This is a genomic window from Sphingobium sp. L-44 (genome assembly GCF_056859495.1).
Window position 1 is genome coordinate 107,223 of sequence record NZ_JBSXOQ010000089.1, and the last position, 16,230, is coordinate 123,452.

Below are 16,230 nucleotides of genomic sequence, written 5' to 3' on the forward strand. Positions count from 1 at the left end.
GCGATGGAACATGATTTCGGCGCCCGCTCGGCGGGCACGCTCGACTGGCTCTGGTCCCTGCCGCGCCGACTGGCCGGTAGCTCCAGCCCCTCCGCCCGTGTCATCCCCGATCAGGCCCCGTTGCTGCTGGAGGAACCGGTCGCACCGAGCTTCCACCGGACGGCCGAGCCCGAACCGGCGCCCGACGACACTCCACGACCGCTTTCGATGGGCGCGATGGCAACGCCGCTCAAGCCCATCAGCCTGCGCCGGGATTCGATCTACAGCGCCTTCAACACCGCCATGCCGGTGACCGACCGCCATGGCCTGGCCGGCCGCAACAACGAGTTGGAAAAGCTGGTCGAAGCGATCGTGGTCCAGCGCAAGCATGCGATCATCTTCGGCACGCGCGGATCGGGCAAGACGTCGCTTGCGCGGGTCTTCGGCGATCTGGCGGACGAGGCCGGTTGCGTCGCCCTTTACGGGTCCGCGAGCGGCGAGGCCGATTTCGACTCGCTGTTCCGTCCCTTCCTGACGGAACTGCCGATGAGCGGCGCGGGCCAGGAACGGGCCCGCAAGCTCGCCACCGGTCCGCTGGACGTGAATGGCCTTGCGACCCTGCTGGTCGAGGAGGTGCGCCAGCGCTCCATCCTGATCCTCGACGAATATGACCGGGTCCGCTCCGACACCGCCAAGCAGGATGTGGCGACGCTGCTCAAGCTGCTGACGGATATCCATTCGCCGGTGCAGGTCGTGCTGGTCGGCATAGCCGGGGATGTCGATGGCCTGATCGCCGCCCATCCCTCGCTTCGCCGCCATATCGCGCCCCAGCGGGTCAGCCCGATCGCCCGCCCCGAGCTGGAGTTGCTGCTGGCAAGCTGCGGCGAGAAGGCCGGGCTGTCGATCACGCCCGAAGCCGTGGAGGCGCTGGCCGGCGCGGCAATGGGGTCGCCTTATCATGCCCGGCTGTTCGGCATGCAGGCGGCGCTTGTGACCGAGGCCGGCGGCCGTGAGCAGGTGACCGCCAGCGATGTCGAACAGGGGCTGGCCAGCGCGCTGGACGACTGGGCGGAAATGAGCAGCGCCAGCCATGGCCTGTTCACCCGCGCCCTGCGTGACAGCGCATCCGGGCGCCGGATGATCGCGCTGGCCGGCATCGTCGCATCGCAGATGTCGGCAATTTCGCTGGAGCGGCTGCTGCGCGTCGGCAGCGACATATTGGGCGAATATCCGGGCATGGAAGCCGATGCCAGCGATGCGCTGGCCCGGTTGGAGCCTGCGCTAACGCCCACGCCGGGCGGCGAATTGTGGATGTTTGAAGATACGCTGGCGCCGCAATTCCTGCTGCTGATGGCCAAGCAGCCTGCGCCGCGCACCGTCGCGCCGACGCCGGCCGAGGAAATGCGCGCCATGCTCCGAGGAGTGGACGGACTATGACGATGAACCCCCTGGACCTTGCCGCCGCCGTCAAGGCGCGCTGGCGGGTCGCCGCGATGATCGGCGGCGCCCTGTTCCTGCTGATCGCCGTCGCGGCCTTCATGCAGTCGCGCCAATATATGGCGACGACCTCGCTGATGCTGGACCTGTCGCAGACCGATCCGACCGACACGACCCAGAATCAGGGCCGGGTCGAGGTGGACTCGATCCTGGGCACCCAGACCGACATCATCCGCAGTGCCAAGGTGATCAATGCGGTCGCCAAGGAAGCGGGCTTCATCGACGCGCTGCCCGCGGACATGCCGGCCGATGCCCGCCTGCAACAGGCCGCCGCGCGCGTGCGCGCCGGGCTGCTGGTGACCACCGGCCGCCAGAGCAATGTGCTGCAGATCCAGTATCTCGATCCCGATCCGCAGGTCGCCGCCCGCGTCGCCAACCTCGCCGCGCAGATCTACATGCGCGAGCAGGTGGAACTGCGCGCCTCGCCGGCGCGCACCTCGGCCAAATGGTTCAACGAACAGACCGCCGACGTGCGCCGCCGCTATGAGGATGCGCAGAAGCGCCTGTCCGACTTCCAGCGCGCCCATGACATCATCGGCATCAACCGCATGGATCTTGAGGCCGAGAAGCTGAAGAACATGTCCTATCAGCTCACCCAGGCCCAGGCCGAAGCCGCCGCCGCGCGCGGCAAGGCCGGCGCCGGTTCGGTGTCCGACATCGAAGGATCGCTGATCGTCCAGAATTTGCAGGAACAGGTCGCGGCCCAGTCGGCCAAGGTGCAGGAACTGGGCAAGACGCTTGGTCCGAACCATCCGACCATGGCGGCCGCTTCGGCGCAATTGTCCGAACTCCAGACCAAGCTTGGCGCCGCCCGCGCCAGCCAGGCCGGTGCGGTCAGCGCCAACAGCGTCGCCGCCAGCCGCCGCGAGGGCGATCTCAAGTCGAACATGGCCTCGCAGGAAGACCGCATGATCCGCATGTCCGACGTGCAGGACCAGCTGATGGTCATGCAGCGCGACGTCGATGCGGCGCGCCAGACCTATGACACGGTCCGCCAGCGCTTCAACGAAGCGGCGCTCAAGAGCCAGATCTCGCAGCCCAATGCCAGCCTGCTCGACGAGGCGACCGTGCCGCTGCTGCCCGCCAAGCCCAACCTGCTGCTCTGGCTGGTGGGCGGCATCGCCCTTGGCCTGGTCGGCGGCATTGCGGCGGTCGTCCTGATCGAAATCGCCCAGCCCCGCGTCCGCTCCGCCGCCGGCGTGGCCCGCGCGACCGAAGTCGAAGTCATCACCGAATTGCTGCCTGCCCCCGCGCGGGGCGGCTGGCTCCCCAAGCGACAGGAGGCCGCATGAGACTGCGTTCCACGGCTAGTGCCCATCCCCATCTGACCGCCGGCGCCACGACCGGCCTCAAGCCCCGCGCCCGCGATACCAAGGATTTCGCGCAACTCGCGGTCGAACATGGCTTCCTTGCCGAAACCGACATCGGCCGGATCGAAGCCCATGGTCATGCCGCCGGCCAGCCCTTCCAGCAGGCGGCGATCGACCTTGGCCTGCTCGATCCTGAAACGGCGGGCATCATTCTGGCAATGCAGGGCGGCTTCCCGCTGCTGGCGGCCGGCGACCAGCGGGTCGATCCGCTGGTGGTCAGCGCCTTCGACCCCGCGGATGCCTATGCCGCCAAGGTCCGCACCATCCGCGCTAAGATGCGCGCGGCGGCAAAGGACAGCGACGGCGCAGCCCTGCGCCTTGCCATCCTGTCGATCGACGCGGGCGACGAGGCCGCGATCCTTGCCGCCAATCTCGCCGTCGTGATGGCGCAGATGGACGGGCAGACGATGCTGGTCGATGTCGATATCGACCGTCCCTCGCTCGACCGGCTGTTCCGCGTCGCCAACAAGGCGGGTCTGGCCGAACAATTGCTGGGCAGCGCCGCGCTGCTGCCTGCCGCACGCACGGCGGTCGATGGCCTGTGGCTGATGACCGCCGGCCGGGCATCGGGCAGCGCATCCAGCCTGGTGACCAAGGGGCCGCTGGCGGACACCGCCGCCGGCTGGGGCCTGCACGACACGTCGATGCTCTTCTACCTCGCCCAGCGGCGCGGCGAGCAGACACCATTCGGCTCCATCCTCGCGGGCTTTGATGCCGTCACCATCGTCGCCCGGCGTGGCGAGACCGCGATCGCCGACATGCGCCGCGTGATCGACGATCTGGACCGTCATAATATCAGCATCGCAGGGAGCGTGATCGCATGAGCCTGGAGCAGGCTATTCCCCGTCAGCCGCTGCAACAGCCGGTATCCACGCCGGAGGAAATCGCCCTGGTCGGCGGCATTCCGGTGTCGACCCTGTCACTCGACGCGCTGATCGACCGGATGCTGGGCGAGGCGCCGCTGCGCCGCGCGCTCGACCAGCGCCCGCTGCTGATCTTCGACTGCAACGGCCAGGGCCTGTCTATGAACGCCACCGACAAGGGGTTTCGCGACAATCTGGCCCAGGCGGACCTGATCCATGCCGATGGCCAGATCGTCGTCGCCGCCTCGCGCTGGGTCGGCCAGCCGCCGATCGCCGATCGATCCAGCACCACCGACATGTTCATCGACAGCCTGGTGCCCGCAGCCAAGGCGGGGGTCAGCTACTATCTGCTCGGCGGCGAGGAAAAGGTGAACGCCGCCTGCGCCGATCGGATCGTCGAAATGGCACCGGGCCTCACCGTCGCGGGGCGCCGCAACGGCTTCTGGAAGCCGGAGGAAGAGGATGCGGTGATCGACGCGATCAACGCGGCCGCGCCCGACGTCCTGTGGGTCGGCACCGGCAAGCCGCGCGAGCAGGCCTTTTGCGTGCGCAATCGCGATCGGATCAAGGCCGGCTGGATCGTCACCTGCGGCGGCCTGTTCAACTATATCACCGGCGACTATCCACGCGCGCCGATGTGGATGCAGCGCAATGGCCTGGAATGGCTGCACCGCATGGGCACCCGGCCCAAGGAACTGGCCTGGCGCTATATCACCACCAATCCCCATGCCTTGTGGCTGATCTGGAAGCACCGCCATGGCTGAGGCGCAGGCGGCTTCCGGCCGTACCCAGCGCCTGGGCACCATCTTCGGCCGCTTCGGCCTCGCCAGCTTCTCCTCGGCGATCGTCTCGGTCAGCCATCTGCTGGTCCAGCTTTTCTCGATCCATCACCTTGCAACCACCGGCATCGGCGTGCTCGCCTTCCTGCTGGTCATCATCCAGTTCGGCTACAGCCTGTCCAACGCGCTGGTGTCGACGCCCTATACGATCGCCGTCAATCAGGGCGAGGATGTCGATCGCGCGGCGCATGGCTTCTTCTTCCCGGTCAACCTGCTGCTGTCACTCAGCCAGGGGATGATCTGCGCCGCCATCGCCTGGACCACCGCCTCGCCACAGGCCGCGCTGGTCTTCGGCCTGGCGGGCACATTGTCGCTGGTCCGCTGGTTCGGCCGTTCCAACGCCTATGCCCATCATGCGCCGATGCAGGCGGCCCGATCCGACATCGCCTATGCCGCGACCATCCTCATCGGCCTGCTGGTCGCGATGCGCACCGGCGCGGACCTGACCGGCATCGGCACCATGCTGGTCGCCGCCAGCCTCGCTGGCCTGCTGCCCTTCGGCAGTCCCTATCTGCGCCGCCATGTCGCCATGTCGCCGCTGGCCGCCCTGCGCGCCTATCGCCCGGTGTGGAAGGAACAGTCGGCCTGGACGCTGGTCGGCGTGCTGTCGACCGAGGCGACGTCGAACGCCCACAGCTATGCCGTGACCCTGCTCGCGGGGCCGACCGCCTTCGCGCCGATCGCCGTCGGCATGCTGTTCTTCCGCCCGGTCAATGTCTGCATCACCGCCCTCACCCAGCTGGAACGCCCGCGCATGACCCGTGCCGTCGCGCGCGGCGATCACCAGGCGGCGATCCAGTCGGAACGCATCTTCATGGGCGCCCTTGTCTTCCTGTGGCTCGGCACCTGCGTCGTCGCGGCCGGCGCGCTCTATTTCTTCCCCAGCCTGATCTTGAAGCCCACGCTCGACCATCAGCTGGTGATCACTGCCGTGGCGCTCTGCGCGCTGCTCTCGCTGGTCCAGTGCGTGCAGACGCCGATGAGCGTCATGACCCAGGCCCGCAAGGCGTTCCGTCCGCTCGCCGCCCAGAGCCTGCGCAGCTGCGGCGTCGGCATTGCCGCCGTTACGCTGCTGACCCTGCTGGTCGCGCCCGTCTTCTCGATCGCCGGCGTCGTGCTGTCTCAGCTCGTCATGATGCTCGGCATCTGGCAGCTCGACCGCAGCTGGCGCCGCAACCAGGCGGAGGGTTGAGCGATGGCAAGCACGCCCTGGCATCGTGACGTTCCCGCGCCGGTCCTGACCCGGCCGGGCGTCGCCGCCATCAAGAAGACCGAAAGCGCACGGCTGATCCTGGTCGCCCAGATCTTCTATTTCACCTTCCTGATGCTGGTCTTCATCGGCCAGCAGCCTTTCGCCTCGCGCACTCAGGATGAACTGGTGGCCATGGCGCAGGAAAATAACGGGTCGGACCTGTTCAAGCAGGCGCTGTTCATCGGCTTTGCGATGCTACTGACAGGTGTGCAGCTGATCCGCCGCTATCCGCCACGCTATCGCTTCACGCTCTGGCCGTTGGCCATCATGCTTGCCTGGTTCTTCATCACCTGCAGTTGGGGCGTCGATCCGTTCGTATCGTTCAAGCGGGCGATGCAGCAGCTGATCGTGATCTACATCACTTTCAGCGCGCTCAGCCTGATCGGCCCCGAAAGGCTGCTCCAGGCACTGCGCTACGCCCTGATCCTGTCCCTCGTCATCTGCTGGGTCTCGCTGCCCTTGACCTCGGCGGCGGTCCATCCGCCAACCGAGAGCGACAAGGCACTGATCGGCGCCTGGCGCGGCTTCTTCTTCCACAAGAATATTGCCGGCGCGGTCATGGCGCTCACCTTCATGGTTGCGGCCAATGCCTGGGTCGATACCAAGAAATGGTATTATGCCCTCTTCTCGGTGATGGCCTTCGTCTTCGTGATCGGGACCAAGAGCAAGACCTCGCTCGCCTTATCCTTCGCCATCCTGGGCGTCTGCGCCGTCTATCGGGCACTGAGCGATTCCACCCAGAAACGGGCAGTGCTGCTGATCATGGTCGCGCTCGGCATGGTCGGGGTGCTGTGGCTCTATGTCGCTTTCCAGCCCGTGGTGGAGCGGATCTTCGCCGATCCCACCTCCTTCACCGGCCGCGTGTCGATCTGGGAAGTCGACCTCGCCTATCTCAAGGACCATCCGTTCCTGGGCGCGGGTTTCGGCGGCTTCTGGCAGGTCGGCGATCGCAGCCCCTCGCTCGATTATCTCAACCAGGCATTCCAGACGCTGACCGCCCATTCGCACAATGGCTATCTGGAAATCCTGGTGACCACCGGACCGCTGGGCCTCATCATGCTGCTGCTGACCTTCCTGGCGCTGCCCGCCATCTGGTTCCTGACCGGGGCGACGCCGCAGAACCGGCCGATCATGGTGCCCTGCTTCGCGATCTGGGTCTTCGTCCTTTACCAGAATCTGCTGGAAACCTCGTTCTTCGACAAGGATCGGCAGGTCTGGGTGATCTTCCTGGCGGCCATCGCCGCCGCCCACGCCACCTACAAGGCGCGCCCGCTTCCGCAGTGGCGCCGACGCTTTCTCGCCCGCCCGGAGGCTTCCCATGGCTAATATCGTCATCTGCATCGCGACCTGCAATCGCCCCCAGGGGCTGCGGCGCACGCTTGCCTCGCTCGCGGCACTCGAAACCCGCCACCGGATCGATGTGCTGGTCGCCGACAATGACGCCAGGGAGCAACAGGGGCTGGCCGTGGTGGAGGCGCTAGCGACATCGGGCTATCGCTGGCCGATCGAGGCGCTGCTGGTGCGGGAGCGCGGTATTCCCCTGGTCCGTAATGCGCTGGTCGAGGCGGCTCTCGCCCGGCCCGGCGTCACCCATGTGGCGATGATGGACGATGACGAGGCGGCATGCCCCGGCTGGATCGACGCGCTGGTGACGGCCGCCGATCGCTGGGACGCCGATGTCGTCGGCGGCGCGGTGCTGCGCGAGATGGACAGCCCGCTGCCCGCCTGGGCCTCGCGTCATCCGCTGCTCCAGCCCAAGCGGCGCGACAAGTCCGGCCCGGTCTCGCTGGTCGACAGCACCGCCAATGTGCTGATGTCCGCCAACGCATTGCGCCGCATCGGCGCCCGTCCGTTTGACGAGCGCATGGCGCTCACCGGCGGGTCGGACAAGCAGCTCTTCACCCGGATGCAGCGCGCCGGTTTCCGCTTCGCCTGGTCGGAGGAAGCGCTGGTCACCGAACTCATCCCGGCCAGCCGGGTTACCGCCAAATGGCTGCTGATGCGCGGTTATCGTGTCGGCATGACCGACATGATCGTCGCCCGCACCCATGGCGGCGCCCTTCGTGCGGCGCTCAGCGAAAGCCCCCGCATAGCGGTCGGCTTCCTGGTCGGCGCGGTCGGCCCCCTCACCACATTGGACCGCGGCAAGCGGGTGGAGCGCCTCGGCAAGCTCTATCGCGCCGCGGGCAAGATCGCCGGCCTCACCGGCATCCATTATGAAGAATATCGAAAGGTCCATGGCGCATGACCAACATCCCCTTCTTCTCCGTCGTCATCCCGCTCTACAACCGCGCCGACGTGGTCACCGACACGATCCGGTCGGTACTGGCGCAGGACTGGACCGATTTCGAGATCGTCGTCGTCGATGATGGCTCGCATGACAATCCCGGCCCGGTGATCGAAGCGATCGGCGACCCGCGCCTGCGTTACATCCGGCAGGACAATGCCGGCGGTGGCGCGGCGCGCAATCGGGGCATCCTCGCCGCCGAGGGGCGCTACATCGCCTTCCTCGATTCCGACGATCTGTTCCTGCCCGGCAAGCTGTCGACCATGGCGGAAGCGCTGGCGGACGACGACGGCCATGCCGTGCTCTATTCTCGGATGAAGGTGGACCGGGGCGTCGACCGTTACTGGATCCGCCCAGACCGCGGCATTCGGGAAGATGAGGATGTCGGCGAATATCTCTTCTGCGCCAACCAGTTCATGCAGACCTCGACGATGGTCGTACCGACCCGGATGGCCCAGCAGGTGCTGTTCGACCCCGCGCTCAAGAAGGGGCAGGATCTCGACTTCTGCGTCCGGCTTCAGGGCGCGGGCGCGCGCTTCCGCATGATCGAGCGCCCGCTCACCATCTGGCTGGACGCGACCGAGGTCGGCCGCACCTCCTATGTGCGCGGCTATGAAACCTCGCTCGACTGGCTCGATCGCTGCGGCCATATGCTGACCAACCGGGCGCGGCGCGGCTATCGTGCCACCGTGCTCGCCTATCATATGGCGCCGATCCGCCCGGTCGCGGCGATCCGCGACCTCGCCATCGGCCTGACCGCGGGCGGCGTGCCGCCACGGGTGATCGCGCGCCAGCTGCTGCGTTCCTACATGCCCAAGTCGCTCTATCGCTCGCTCGTCAACGGCTTCGTCCTGCGTTTCGGCAAGGCCGATGCCCTCAGTAGCGGCGCCCGTTCGTGATGGCGGCCTGGCAACCTCCGTCCGCGCTGCAGGAACAGGCGGCTTCGCCGCTCTTTTCCGTGGTCATCCCGACCTATCAGCGCCGCGACAAGGTGGTCGATGCGGTGCTGTCCGCGCTCGACCAGACGATCGCGCTGATCGAGGTGATCGTCGTGATCGACGGATCGACCGACGACACCGAACAGGTGCTGGCCGGGATCGCAGACCCGCGCCTGCGTGTCATCGTCCAGCCCAATCGCGGCGCATCGGCCGCGCGCAACACCGGGATCGCGCAGGCGCGCGGGCGCTATATCGCCTTTCTCGACTGCGATGACCGTTTCCTGCCCCATCATCTCGCCGACCTTCTGCCCCTGCTGCAACAGGACGAGAATGTGGTCGCCTATGGCCAGGTGCTGGTCGATCGCGGCCAGGGCCGCAATTTCCTGAAGCCCCCGCGCGCGATCGCGACCGGCGAGACGATCGACCGTTATCTCATGTGCGATCGCGGCTTCATCCAGACCAGCAGCCTGGCGCTCAGTCGCGGCCTCGCCAACAAGGTCCGCTATCGCGAGGATGTGAAGTTCGGCGACGATACCGACTTTGCCGTGCGTCTGGCGCTGGCCGGGGGCCAGTTTCAGATGACTGCGCGGCCCGGCACCATCTGGGCCGACCGCGATGCCGAACATCGACTGTCGGCGGTTCGTGGCAGCGTCGGCAGCCTCATCTGGCTGCGCGACCTGCGCCCCCATATCTCGGCCCGTGCCTTTTCCGCCTATATGGGCTGGCATGCGGCCAAGAGCATCTGGCCGACCAGCCGGTTTCAGGCGATGCGCTATTATGTCGGCGCGGTGCTGCGCGGCGCCTTCGGCCCGCGGCTGGCCGCGACTGTGCTCATGCAGATCATCCTGCCCGATCCCGTCTATCGCCGGATTTCCGATCGCTGGATCGACATGGCGCAGATGGTGGGCGGGAGGCCGCGCCTGTGAAGCGTCGCGAATTTCTGGCCGGCGGCATGGCGCTGGCGGCGACGCTGCCCGCTGGCGTGGCGGCAGCCGCCATGCCGCCCGGCCTCGCCACCCATGCCCGTGCCAAGGGCCGCTATTTCGGCGCGGCGGTCAAGTCGCGCCAGTTGCGAGAGGATGCCGGCTTCACCCAGGCGGTGGCGCAGGAATGCAATATCCTGGTGCAGGAATATGAGCTGAAGCGCGGCACGACCGAGCCCAAGCCGGGCCAATATGATTTCAGCGGTGCCGACCAGATCATCGATTTCGCCCAGAAGCATGACATGCGCGCGCGCGGCCATGCTCTGGTCTGGTATGCCGCCCAGCCTAAATGGCTGGAGCCCGCACTGCAGGCGGCCAGCGATCGCGGCCGCCAGAAGCTGATGACCAGCTATATCACCACGGCCATGCCCCGCTATGCCGGCCGCATCCAGGAATGGGACGTGGTGAACGAGGCGCTGGAGCCCAATGACGGCCGCGCCGACGGGATGCGCGCCGACAGCATGTGGATGCAGGCGCTGGGCGAACATTATATCGACATCGCCTTCCACACCGCGCGCGAGACCGATCCCAAGGCGACCCTGTTCCTGACCGATTATGGCATCGAACATGACTCGCCCCGCTGCGAACGGCGCCGGACCGCGATGCTGAAGCTGCTTGACCGGTTGAAGGCCCGCGACGTGCCAATCGACGCGATCGGCATCCAGGGTCATCTCAAACCCTATAAGGAAGGGTTCAACGAGCACCGCTTCGCCGATTTCCTCGACCAGTTGCGCGGCTATGGCCTGAAGCTGGAGATTACCGAGTTCGACATTGCCGACATTGGCGGACCGCCCAACCCGGCCAAGCGTGACAGCGAAGTTGCCAGTGTCGGCCGGGCCTTCATCGATGTCGCGCTGGACAATCCGGCGATGCAGGCCGTGCTCTGCTGGGGTCTGTCGGACCGCTATTCCTGGCTGTCCAACTACAAGGATTATAAATGGCCCGACGGCCAGCTGTCGCGCGGATTGCCGCTGGACGGTTCCCTGCGCCGCAAGCCGCTGTGGGACGCCATCGCCGCCGCCTTCGACGACGCGCCGCCGGCCGGGAGACATGCCGCATGAGAATTTCCTCGCTCACGGGCCTGCGCGGTATCGCCGCCGTTTCGGTCCTGCTCTACCATATTCCCCATGCGCCGGCCTTTCAGGCCTTCGCGATCCCGCTTTTCTCGCGCGCCTATCTGGCGGTCGACCTTTTCTTCATTCTCAGCGGCTTCGTCATTTCCTACGGCTATTATGACCGGCTGATGCACAATCTGGGGCGGTCCAGTTACATGGACTTCCTGATCAACCGCACCGCCCGCGTCTGGCCGTTGCACCTGATCGTGACGCTGGTGTTCATGGCCCGCATCCTGGTCAATGTGTCGGGGACACAGGCGATCCCGCTCGACCTGCCCAATATCCTCACCAACCTGCTGATGATCCAGAGCTGGGGATGGGGCACCCAGCCGATCGCCGGCAACAGCTGGTCGGTCAGCACCGAGGTCGCCGCCTATCTCCTCTACCCGCTGATCGCGATCATGGCCTTTTCCCGCTGGGCCTGGGCGCAACTGGCGCTGTGCGTCGGCATTCTGGTGCTGGTCGCCAGTTCCGGCCGGGGCGCCAGCGGCCCCCTGGATGTCAACGACTATGACACAGTGCTGACGCTGCTGCGCTGCCTTGCCGGCTTTGCCCTTGGCGTCCTGACCTATCGCATCCGCGACATGGCGCTGACCCGCAGCCTGCTCGACGGCCCCGGCCGATTTGCCGCCATATGTGTCATCATCGCTGTCGCCTTGATGCTCCCCCGAGCCGCCGACGTGCTGGTCGTGTGCCTGATGCCCGCGCTGGTCCTCACCTGCTATTATGATGGCGCCGCCGCCCGCGCGGTGATGGCCAACCCGGTCAGCTATCATCTGGGCCTGATCAGCTATTCCATTTACCTCTGGCATCCGCTGGTGCGCGACATCATGGCCCGCGTCATGGGCATCGCCCATCGCCATGGCTTTATCGGCCATGACTGGATCTTCATCGCCGCCATGCTGGTCGCTACCTGGCTGCTCTGCTGGGCGAGCTATCGCCTGATCGAGCTGCCGGGCCACAAGATCATCAAATGGCTACAACGCGGCGGACGCGCCCGCCCGGTCCCGGTCAAGGTTGCTGCCTGATGCCCCCTGCCCCGACCATCTGGATCGCGATCCCGACCTTTCGCCGGCCGGGGCAGTTGCGCCATCTGCTCGAAAGCCTGGCCGCCGTCGTTCCGCATGAAGATGTCCAGTTGCTGGTCGCCGACAACGACCCCGTCGGGCAGGAAGGCGCGATGGTCGCACACGAGATGCAGGATGACCCCGATTATCCTCTGCCGATCCATATCCTGCATGTGCCAGAGCCCGGCCTTTGCTCGGTCCGCAACGCGATCGTCGCCACCGCACTGGCAGCTCCGGCAATGCAGTATCTGGCGATGATCGATGATGATGAATGGCCGCAGCCCGGCTGGCTCGACGCGCTGCTGGCCTGTCGCGAGATGTGCGGCGCCGATGTGGTTGGCGGCCCGGTCGACGCCCATTTCATGCGCCCCCCGCCGCACTGGGCGCGCGAAGCGCTGGTATTCCGGGCCGAGGATCGGCCCTCGGGTGCAACCGACATGCTATGGGCCAGCAACAATCTGCTGCTCAGCCGCAAGGCGCTAGAGGCGCTGCCCGCCCCCTGGTTCGATCCGCGCTTCAATCGCAGCGGCGGCGAGGATCTGGATTACCTCACCCGCCTGCGCGATGCCGGCATCGGTTTCGGCTGGGCTGCAGATGCGCGCGTCAGCGAATGGGTGCCGCCCGAACGGGTCCGGCTCGGCTGGATACTGTCCCGCATGTGGCGGATCGGCTTTACCGAGACGCTGACCCGCCGGAAGCATCGGCCCGGCATCGTCGGCACCCTCACCCTGTTCGGGCGGACGTTGGCGGTGTTCGCGATGCGCACCGCCGGCCTCCTCGCCCTGTTACTGCCCGGCGCGCGACGGGTCGACATCGCCGGGCAGTGGATCAAATGCTGGGGCCGCCTCTATGCCCTGACGGGCCGGGGCAGCCGGGCTTATTATGGCGCGGAATAGACCTTGAAGCTGCGGATGGTCATGTCGCCGCTGCCATCGTCATAGGCACCCGTCGTCTTCACCGCGACATTCATCAGCGGATAGAAGCGGAAGCCCTTGAACGGGTTGACCGACTGGTAGGTTTCCTTGCCGTCGACGAACCAGGTGATGTAGTCACGCTGGATATCGACCGCGAACTTGTGGAAGTCCTGCGAATAGCCCGACAGGCCATAGGCCTGTTCGGTCTGGATGACGATGCCACGCTGGTCATAGCGGGTGCTGTTGGCACCGACATGGATCGTCTGGCCGACATGGCGATCGAAATCCCAATAGCTCTGATAGCCAAAGCCTTCATAGACATCGATTTCCGGCGGCCAGCCACTGGTCGAGATCAGCCAGAAAGCGGGCCAGGAACCGCGCCGGTTGGGCATCTTCGCTTCCCACTCATATTGGCCATAACCGATCTGCGAGGCGAGGAAATTGCGGCCGTCCAGGATCGACGCGCCATAATTATAGGTCACGCCCTGATAGCTGATCGGCGTCTTGAGCACCTGGCTGTGCAGCACCAGGCCCTTGTTGCTCCAGTAGACCGGCCCTTCGATCCCCGGATAGGTGGTGGTGTCGACATAGAGGCCGGTCTCGCCATTGCCGGTCTGCGCCCGGCCATGCGACAGGGTCGTGGCCCAGCGGTCCCAGCCGCCATCGACCGACCGCTTGTGCGTGTCCTTGAGCAGTTCGAACTGCAGCGTGCCCGAGGCCGCGAAGGTCCGCGCTTCGCGGAAGGTGCCGCTGGCCTTCTCGGTGGCCGCGACATAGGCCTTGGCCGTGACGGTTGCGGTCGACTGGCCCTGCAGTGCGCCCCATGGCGCCTCACGCAGCTTCACGCTGAACTGCTGGCCTTCGCTAGCGCTAATGACCGGCACTTCCACCGTCTGTTCCAGCGGATCGCCCGGCCGGAAGATGACGACGGTATCGACCGTCTTGTAGTTTGTACCCGACGTGGCCTTCAGCGTGCCGGTGCCGTTCACCGTAGTGATCCGCGCGATCACCGTGTTGGGCGTCGCCCGATCGAGATAGACCGGGACATAGGCGGTGCTGCTGCCCGGCTTGTAGGTGGCGTTGCCGATCCAGAGCGTCGCCTTGCCCGGCAATACCGTGCCATTGGCGAAGTCGAAGTCGGCAAAGCTGTTGCTGGTGCTGCTGGTCGTCGCCGTGCTGGTCGTCGCACTGCTCGCACTGCTACTGGAGATGGTGACCGTGCCGCTATCGGCCGTGCTGGTCGATGAGCTGCTGGTCGTGCTGGTTCCGCCCGACAGGATCGTGGCGGCGCCTGCCGCGAAGACAGACGTAATGATTGCTCCGGCTCCGATCATGGAGCCGGCCGATTTGCTGCGCATAATGCAACCCCCGTTTTGGTGTCCCTAAAGGGTCCGCCACGAGGGTTAACAAATGCTTCCAGACAAGCTCGCCTCGTCGCAAATCAGCCATTTTTGCGACGAGGCGAGGAACTTTTACTCGGCAGCTTCAACCAGCATTTCGGGCTCCGGCGCCATGCCACGGCCAACGCTGTCATAGATAAATCCAGCCGCTTCAGCGACTTCGGGCCGATAGATGTTGCGCAGGTCGACCAAACCATTGCCAGCCATCACGCCGCGCAAGCGCGACAGGTCGAGCGCGCGCAGCGCATCCCATTCGGTGACCAGTACGACGGCCGAGGCTCCCTGCGCCGCCGCATAGGGATCGTGGAAGAAATCGACATTCTGCAGCAGCGGCTGGGCCGCCTCGATCCCTTCGGGGTCGAAGGCACGGATCTGCGCACCGCCGTCCTGCAGTGCCTGGATGATCGACAGCGACGGCGCATCGCGCATATCGTCGGTATTGGGCTTGAAGGTCAGGCCCAGCACCGCAATCGTCTTGCCCCGCACCGATCCGTTGCACACGCCGATCACCTTGCGCGCCATGGCGCGCTTGCGGCTTTCGTTGATCGCGACGGTGGTTTCGATCAGGCGAATGGGCGCGCCGGAATCTTCCGCCGTCTTGACCAGCGCCAGCGTGTCCTTGGGGAAGCAGGAGCCACCATAGCCGGGGCCGGCATGCAGGAATTTCGAACCGATCCGGTTATCCAGGCCAATGCCGCGCGCCACCTGCTGCACATCCGCGCCGACCCGTTCGCACAGTTCGGCCATCTCGTTGATATAGGTGATCTTCATCGCCAGGAAGGCGTTGGCGGCATATTTGATCAGTTCGCTGGTGCGACGACCGGTAAACAGCAGTGGCGCCTGGTTGAGATAGAGCGGGCGATAGACCTCCTCCATCACCGGACGTGCACGCTCGTCCTCGATGCCGACGACGATGCGATCCGGGCGCTTGAAATCCTCGATCGCGGCGCCCTCGCGCAGGAATTCGGGATTGGAGGCGACCGCAAACTGGGCGTCAGGATTGGTTTCGCGGATGATCCGTTCGACCTCGTCGCCGGTGCCGACCGGCACGGTCGACTTCGTAACCACAACGGTAAAGCCCTTGAGTGCCCCGGCAATCTCGCGCGCGGCATCATAGACATAGCTGAGGTCGGCATGGCCATCGCCCCGACGCGCCGGCGTACCGACCGCAATGAAGACGACATCGGCGTCCGCCACGGACGTTGCCAGATCGGTCGTGAAGCTCAATCGGCCCGCCTTGACGTTGCGCGCAATGAGATCGGCTAGGCCCGGCTCATAGATCGGCACGCCGCCTTCGCGCAACTTGGCGATCTTGCGCTCATCCTTGTCGACGCAGATGATTTCGTGGCCGAAATCCGCGAGGCAGGCGCCCGATACCAGACCAACATAACCAGATCCGGTCATCACGATCCGCATGACAATTCTCCTTGTCCAATGTGCAAGCTAATCGACAATCTGCCCGCAACCGATCGCCCCGATCCGGATAGGACGCGACAGAGCGCTCCGGAAAATCCGGATGCGCGCACCTCTCGCCCTGACAAAGATCGAGGCCCCCGGCCTGTTCGGACAGTTGCCGCGTCAGTGGAACCAGCCACCTGTTGACGCGATGCAGCATAAGTCGGGTCATGACGCTGTTGCAACGCGACTTGGCGCTACGCGGGCACATGTGGACGTGGGGCGAATGGAAAATGCGCCGAACTGCCGCAGCGCGCGGGCGCAATTAACC

Annotated in this window: 14 protein-coding genes; 12 read left to right on the top strand and 2 right to left on the bottom strand. The window is 65.8% G+C overall.

Annotation, left to right across the window (positions count from 1 at the left end):
* Positions 1 to 3: 3 nt before the first annotated feature.
* From AC13EK_RS12370 to AC13EK_RS12425, 12 genes are read left to right on the top strand one after another with little or no spacing between them, the layout of a single operon-like run.
* On the top strand, positions 4 to 1,416 hold the full coding sequence (locus tag AC13EK_RS12370) for an AAA family ATPase (RefSeq protein WP_069338389.1): 1,413 nt from the start codon (positions 4 to 6) through the stop codon (positions 1,414 to 1,416).
* On the top strand, positions 1,413 to 2,768 hold the full coding sequence (locus tag AC13EK_RS12375) for a GNVR domain-containing protein (RefSeq protein ID WP_017499212.1): 1,356 nt from the start codon (positions 1,413 to 1,415) through the stop codon (positions 2,766 to 2,768). The genes AC13EK_RS12370 and AC13EK_RS12375 overlap by 4 nt, the downstream gene beginning before the upstream one ends.
* Positions 2,765 to 3,670, top strand: coding sequence for a P-loop NTPase family protein (locus AC13EK_RS12380; RefSeq protein WP_004212423.1), 906 nt, complete (start codon positions 2,765 to 2,767; stop codon positions 3,668 to 3,670). The genes AC13EK_RS12375 and AC13EK_RS12380 overlap by 4 nt, the downstream gene beginning before the upstream one ends.
* The gene (locus AC13EK_RS12385; RefSeq protein WP_037506998.1) at positions 3,667 to 4,473 is read left to right on the top strand and encodes a WecB/TagA/CpsF family glycosyltransferase; all 807 of its coding nucleotides are present in this window, start codon (positions 3,667 to 3,669) and stop codon (positions 4,471 to 4,473) included. Before AC13EK_RS12380 ends, AC13EK_RS12385 begins: the two co-directional genes overlap by 4 nt.
* Positions 4,466 to 5,740, top strand: coding sequence for a polysaccharide biosynthesis protein (locus AC13EK_RS12390; RefSeq protein WP_069338380.1), 1,275 nt, complete (start codon positions 4,466 to 4,468; stop codon positions 5,738 to 5,740). The genes AC13EK_RS12385 and AC13EK_RS12390 overlap by 8 nt, the downstream gene beginning before the upstream one ends.
* A 3-nt stretch (positions 5,741 to 5,743) precedes the next feature.
* A complete protein-coding gene (locus AC13EK_RS12395; RefSeq protein ID WP_069338379.1) occupies positions 5,744 to 7,126 on the top strand; it encodes an O-antigen ligase family protein in 1,383 nt (460 codons plus the stop codon).
* Positions 7,119 to 8,048 carry a glycosyltransferase family 2 protein gene (locus AC13EK_RS12400; RefSeq protein WP_069338378.1) on the top strand — a complete coding sequence of 310 codons (930 nt, stop codon included), beginning with the start codon at positions 7,119 to 7,121 and terminating at the stop codon, positions 8,046 to 8,048. The genes AC13EK_RS12395 and AC13EK_RS12400 overlap by 8 nt, the downstream gene beginning before the upstream one ends.
* Positions 8,045 to 8,986: a glycosyltransferase family 2 protein gene (locus AC13EK_RS12405; RefSeq protein ID WP_069338377.1), complete on the top strand. Its 942-nt coding sequence runs from the start codon at positions 8,045 to 8,047 to the stop codon at positions 8,984 to 8,986. The genes AC13EK_RS12400 and AC13EK_RS12405 overlap by 4 nt, the downstream gene beginning before the upstream one ends.
* Complete coding sequence (locus tag AC13EK_RS12410) at positions 8,986 to 9,951, top strand: glycosyltransferase family 2 protein (RefSeq protein WP_004212417.1); 966 nt, start codon at positions 8,986 to 8,988, stop codon at positions 9,949 to 9,951. Before AC13EK_RS12405 ends, AC13EK_RS12410 begins: the two co-directional genes overlap by 1 nt.
* Complete coding sequence (locus tag AC13EK_RS12415; protein WP_069338376.1) at positions 9,948 to 11,069, top strand: endo-1,4-beta-xylanase; 1,122 nt, start codon at positions 9,948 to 9,950, stop codon at positions 11,067 to 11,069. The genes AC13EK_RS12410 and AC13EK_RS12415 overlap by 4 nt, the downstream gene beginning before the upstream one ends.
* Entirely contained in the window at positions 11,066 to 12,151 is a 1,086-nt protein-coding gene (locus AC13EK_RS12420) for an acyltransferase family protein (RefSeq protein WP_069338375.1), read from the top strand. The genes AC13EK_RS12415 and AC13EK_RS12420 overlap by 4 nt, the downstream gene beginning before the upstream one ends.
* The gene (locus AC13EK_RS12425; RefSeq protein ID WP_277788317.1) at positions 12,151 to 13,086 is read left to right on the top strand and encodes a glycosyltransferase family 2 protein; all 936 of its coding nucleotides are present in this window, start codon (positions 12,151 to 12,153) and stop codon (positions 13,084 to 13,086) included. The genes AC13EK_RS12420 and AC13EK_RS12425 overlap by 1 nt, the downstream gene beginning before the upstream one ends.
* Here the strand turns inward: AC13EK_RS12425 and AC13EK_RS12430 are convergent.
* Both AC13EK_RS12430 and AC13EK_RS12435 read right to left on the bottom strand, forming a co-directional pair.
* Positions 13,071 to 14,216, bottom strand: a complete 1,146-nt coding sequence (locus AC13EK_RS12430) for a family 16 glycosylhydrolase (protein WP_069338374.1) — start codon at positions 14,214 to 14,216, stop codon at positions 13,071 to 13,073. The genes AC13EK_RS12425 and AC13EK_RS12430 overlap by 16 nt on opposite strands.
* Before the next feature lie 360 nt (positions 14,217 to 14,576).
* Complete coding sequence (locus AC13EK_RS12435; RefSeq protein ID WP_004212408.1) at positions 14,577 to 15,920, bottom strand: UDP-glucose dehydrogenase family protein; 1,344 nt, start codon at positions 15,918 to 15,920, stop codon at positions 14,577 to 14,579.
* Positions 15,921 to 16,230 lie beyond the last annotated feature (310 nt).

Bases quoted from the DNA above. Each gene is read 5' to 3' on its own strand.
- AC13EK_RS12370 (WP_069338389.1), top strand. From the start codon at position 4: ATGGAACATGATTTCGGCGCCCGCTCGGCGGGCACGCTCGACTGGCTC.
- AC13EK_RS12375 (WP_017499212.1), top strand. From the start codon at position 1,413: ATGACGATGAACCCCCTGGACCTTGCCGCCGCCGTCAAGGCGCGCTGG.
- AC13EK_RS12380 (WP_004212423.1), top strand. From the start codon at position 2,765: ATGAGACTGCGTTCCACGGCTAGTGCCCATCCCCATCTGACCGCCGGC.
- AC13EK_RS12385 (WP_037506998.1), top strand. From the start codon at position 3,667: ATGAGCCTGGAGCAGGCTATTCCCCGTCAGCCGCTGCAACAGCCGGTA.
- AC13EK_RS12390 (WP_069338380.1), top strand. From the start codon at position 4,466: ATGGCTGAGGCGCAGGCGGCTTCCGGCCGTACCCAGCGCCTGGGCACC.
- AC13EK_RS12395 (WP_069338379.1), top strand. From the start codon at position 5,744: ATGGCAAGCACGCCCTGGCATCGTGACGTTCCCGCGCCGGTCCTGACC.
- AC13EK_RS12400 (WP_069338378.1), top strand. From the start codon at position 7,119: ATGGCTAATATCGTCATCTGCATCGCGACCTGCAATCGCCCCCAGGGG.
- AC13EK_RS12405 (WP_069338377.1), top strand. From the start codon at position 8,045: ATGACCAACATCCCCTTCTTCTCCGTCGTCATCCCGCTCTACAACCGC.
- AC13EK_RS12410 (WP_004212417.1), top strand. From the start codon at position 8,986: ATGGCGGCCTGGCAACCTCCGTCCGCGCTGCAGGAACAGGCGGCTTCG.
- AC13EK_RS12420 (WP_069338375.1), top strand. From the start codon at position 11,066: ATGAGAATTTCCTCGCTCACGGGCCTGCGCGGTATCGCCGCCGTTTCG.
- AC13EK_RS12425 (WP_277788317.1), top strand. From the start codon at position 12,151: ATGCCCCCTGCCCCGACCATCTGGATCGCGATCCCGACCTTTCGCCGG.
- AC13EK_RS12435 (WP_004212408.1), bottom strand. From the start codon at position 15,920: ATGCGGATCGTGATGACCGGATCTGGTTATGTTGGTCTGGTATCGGGC.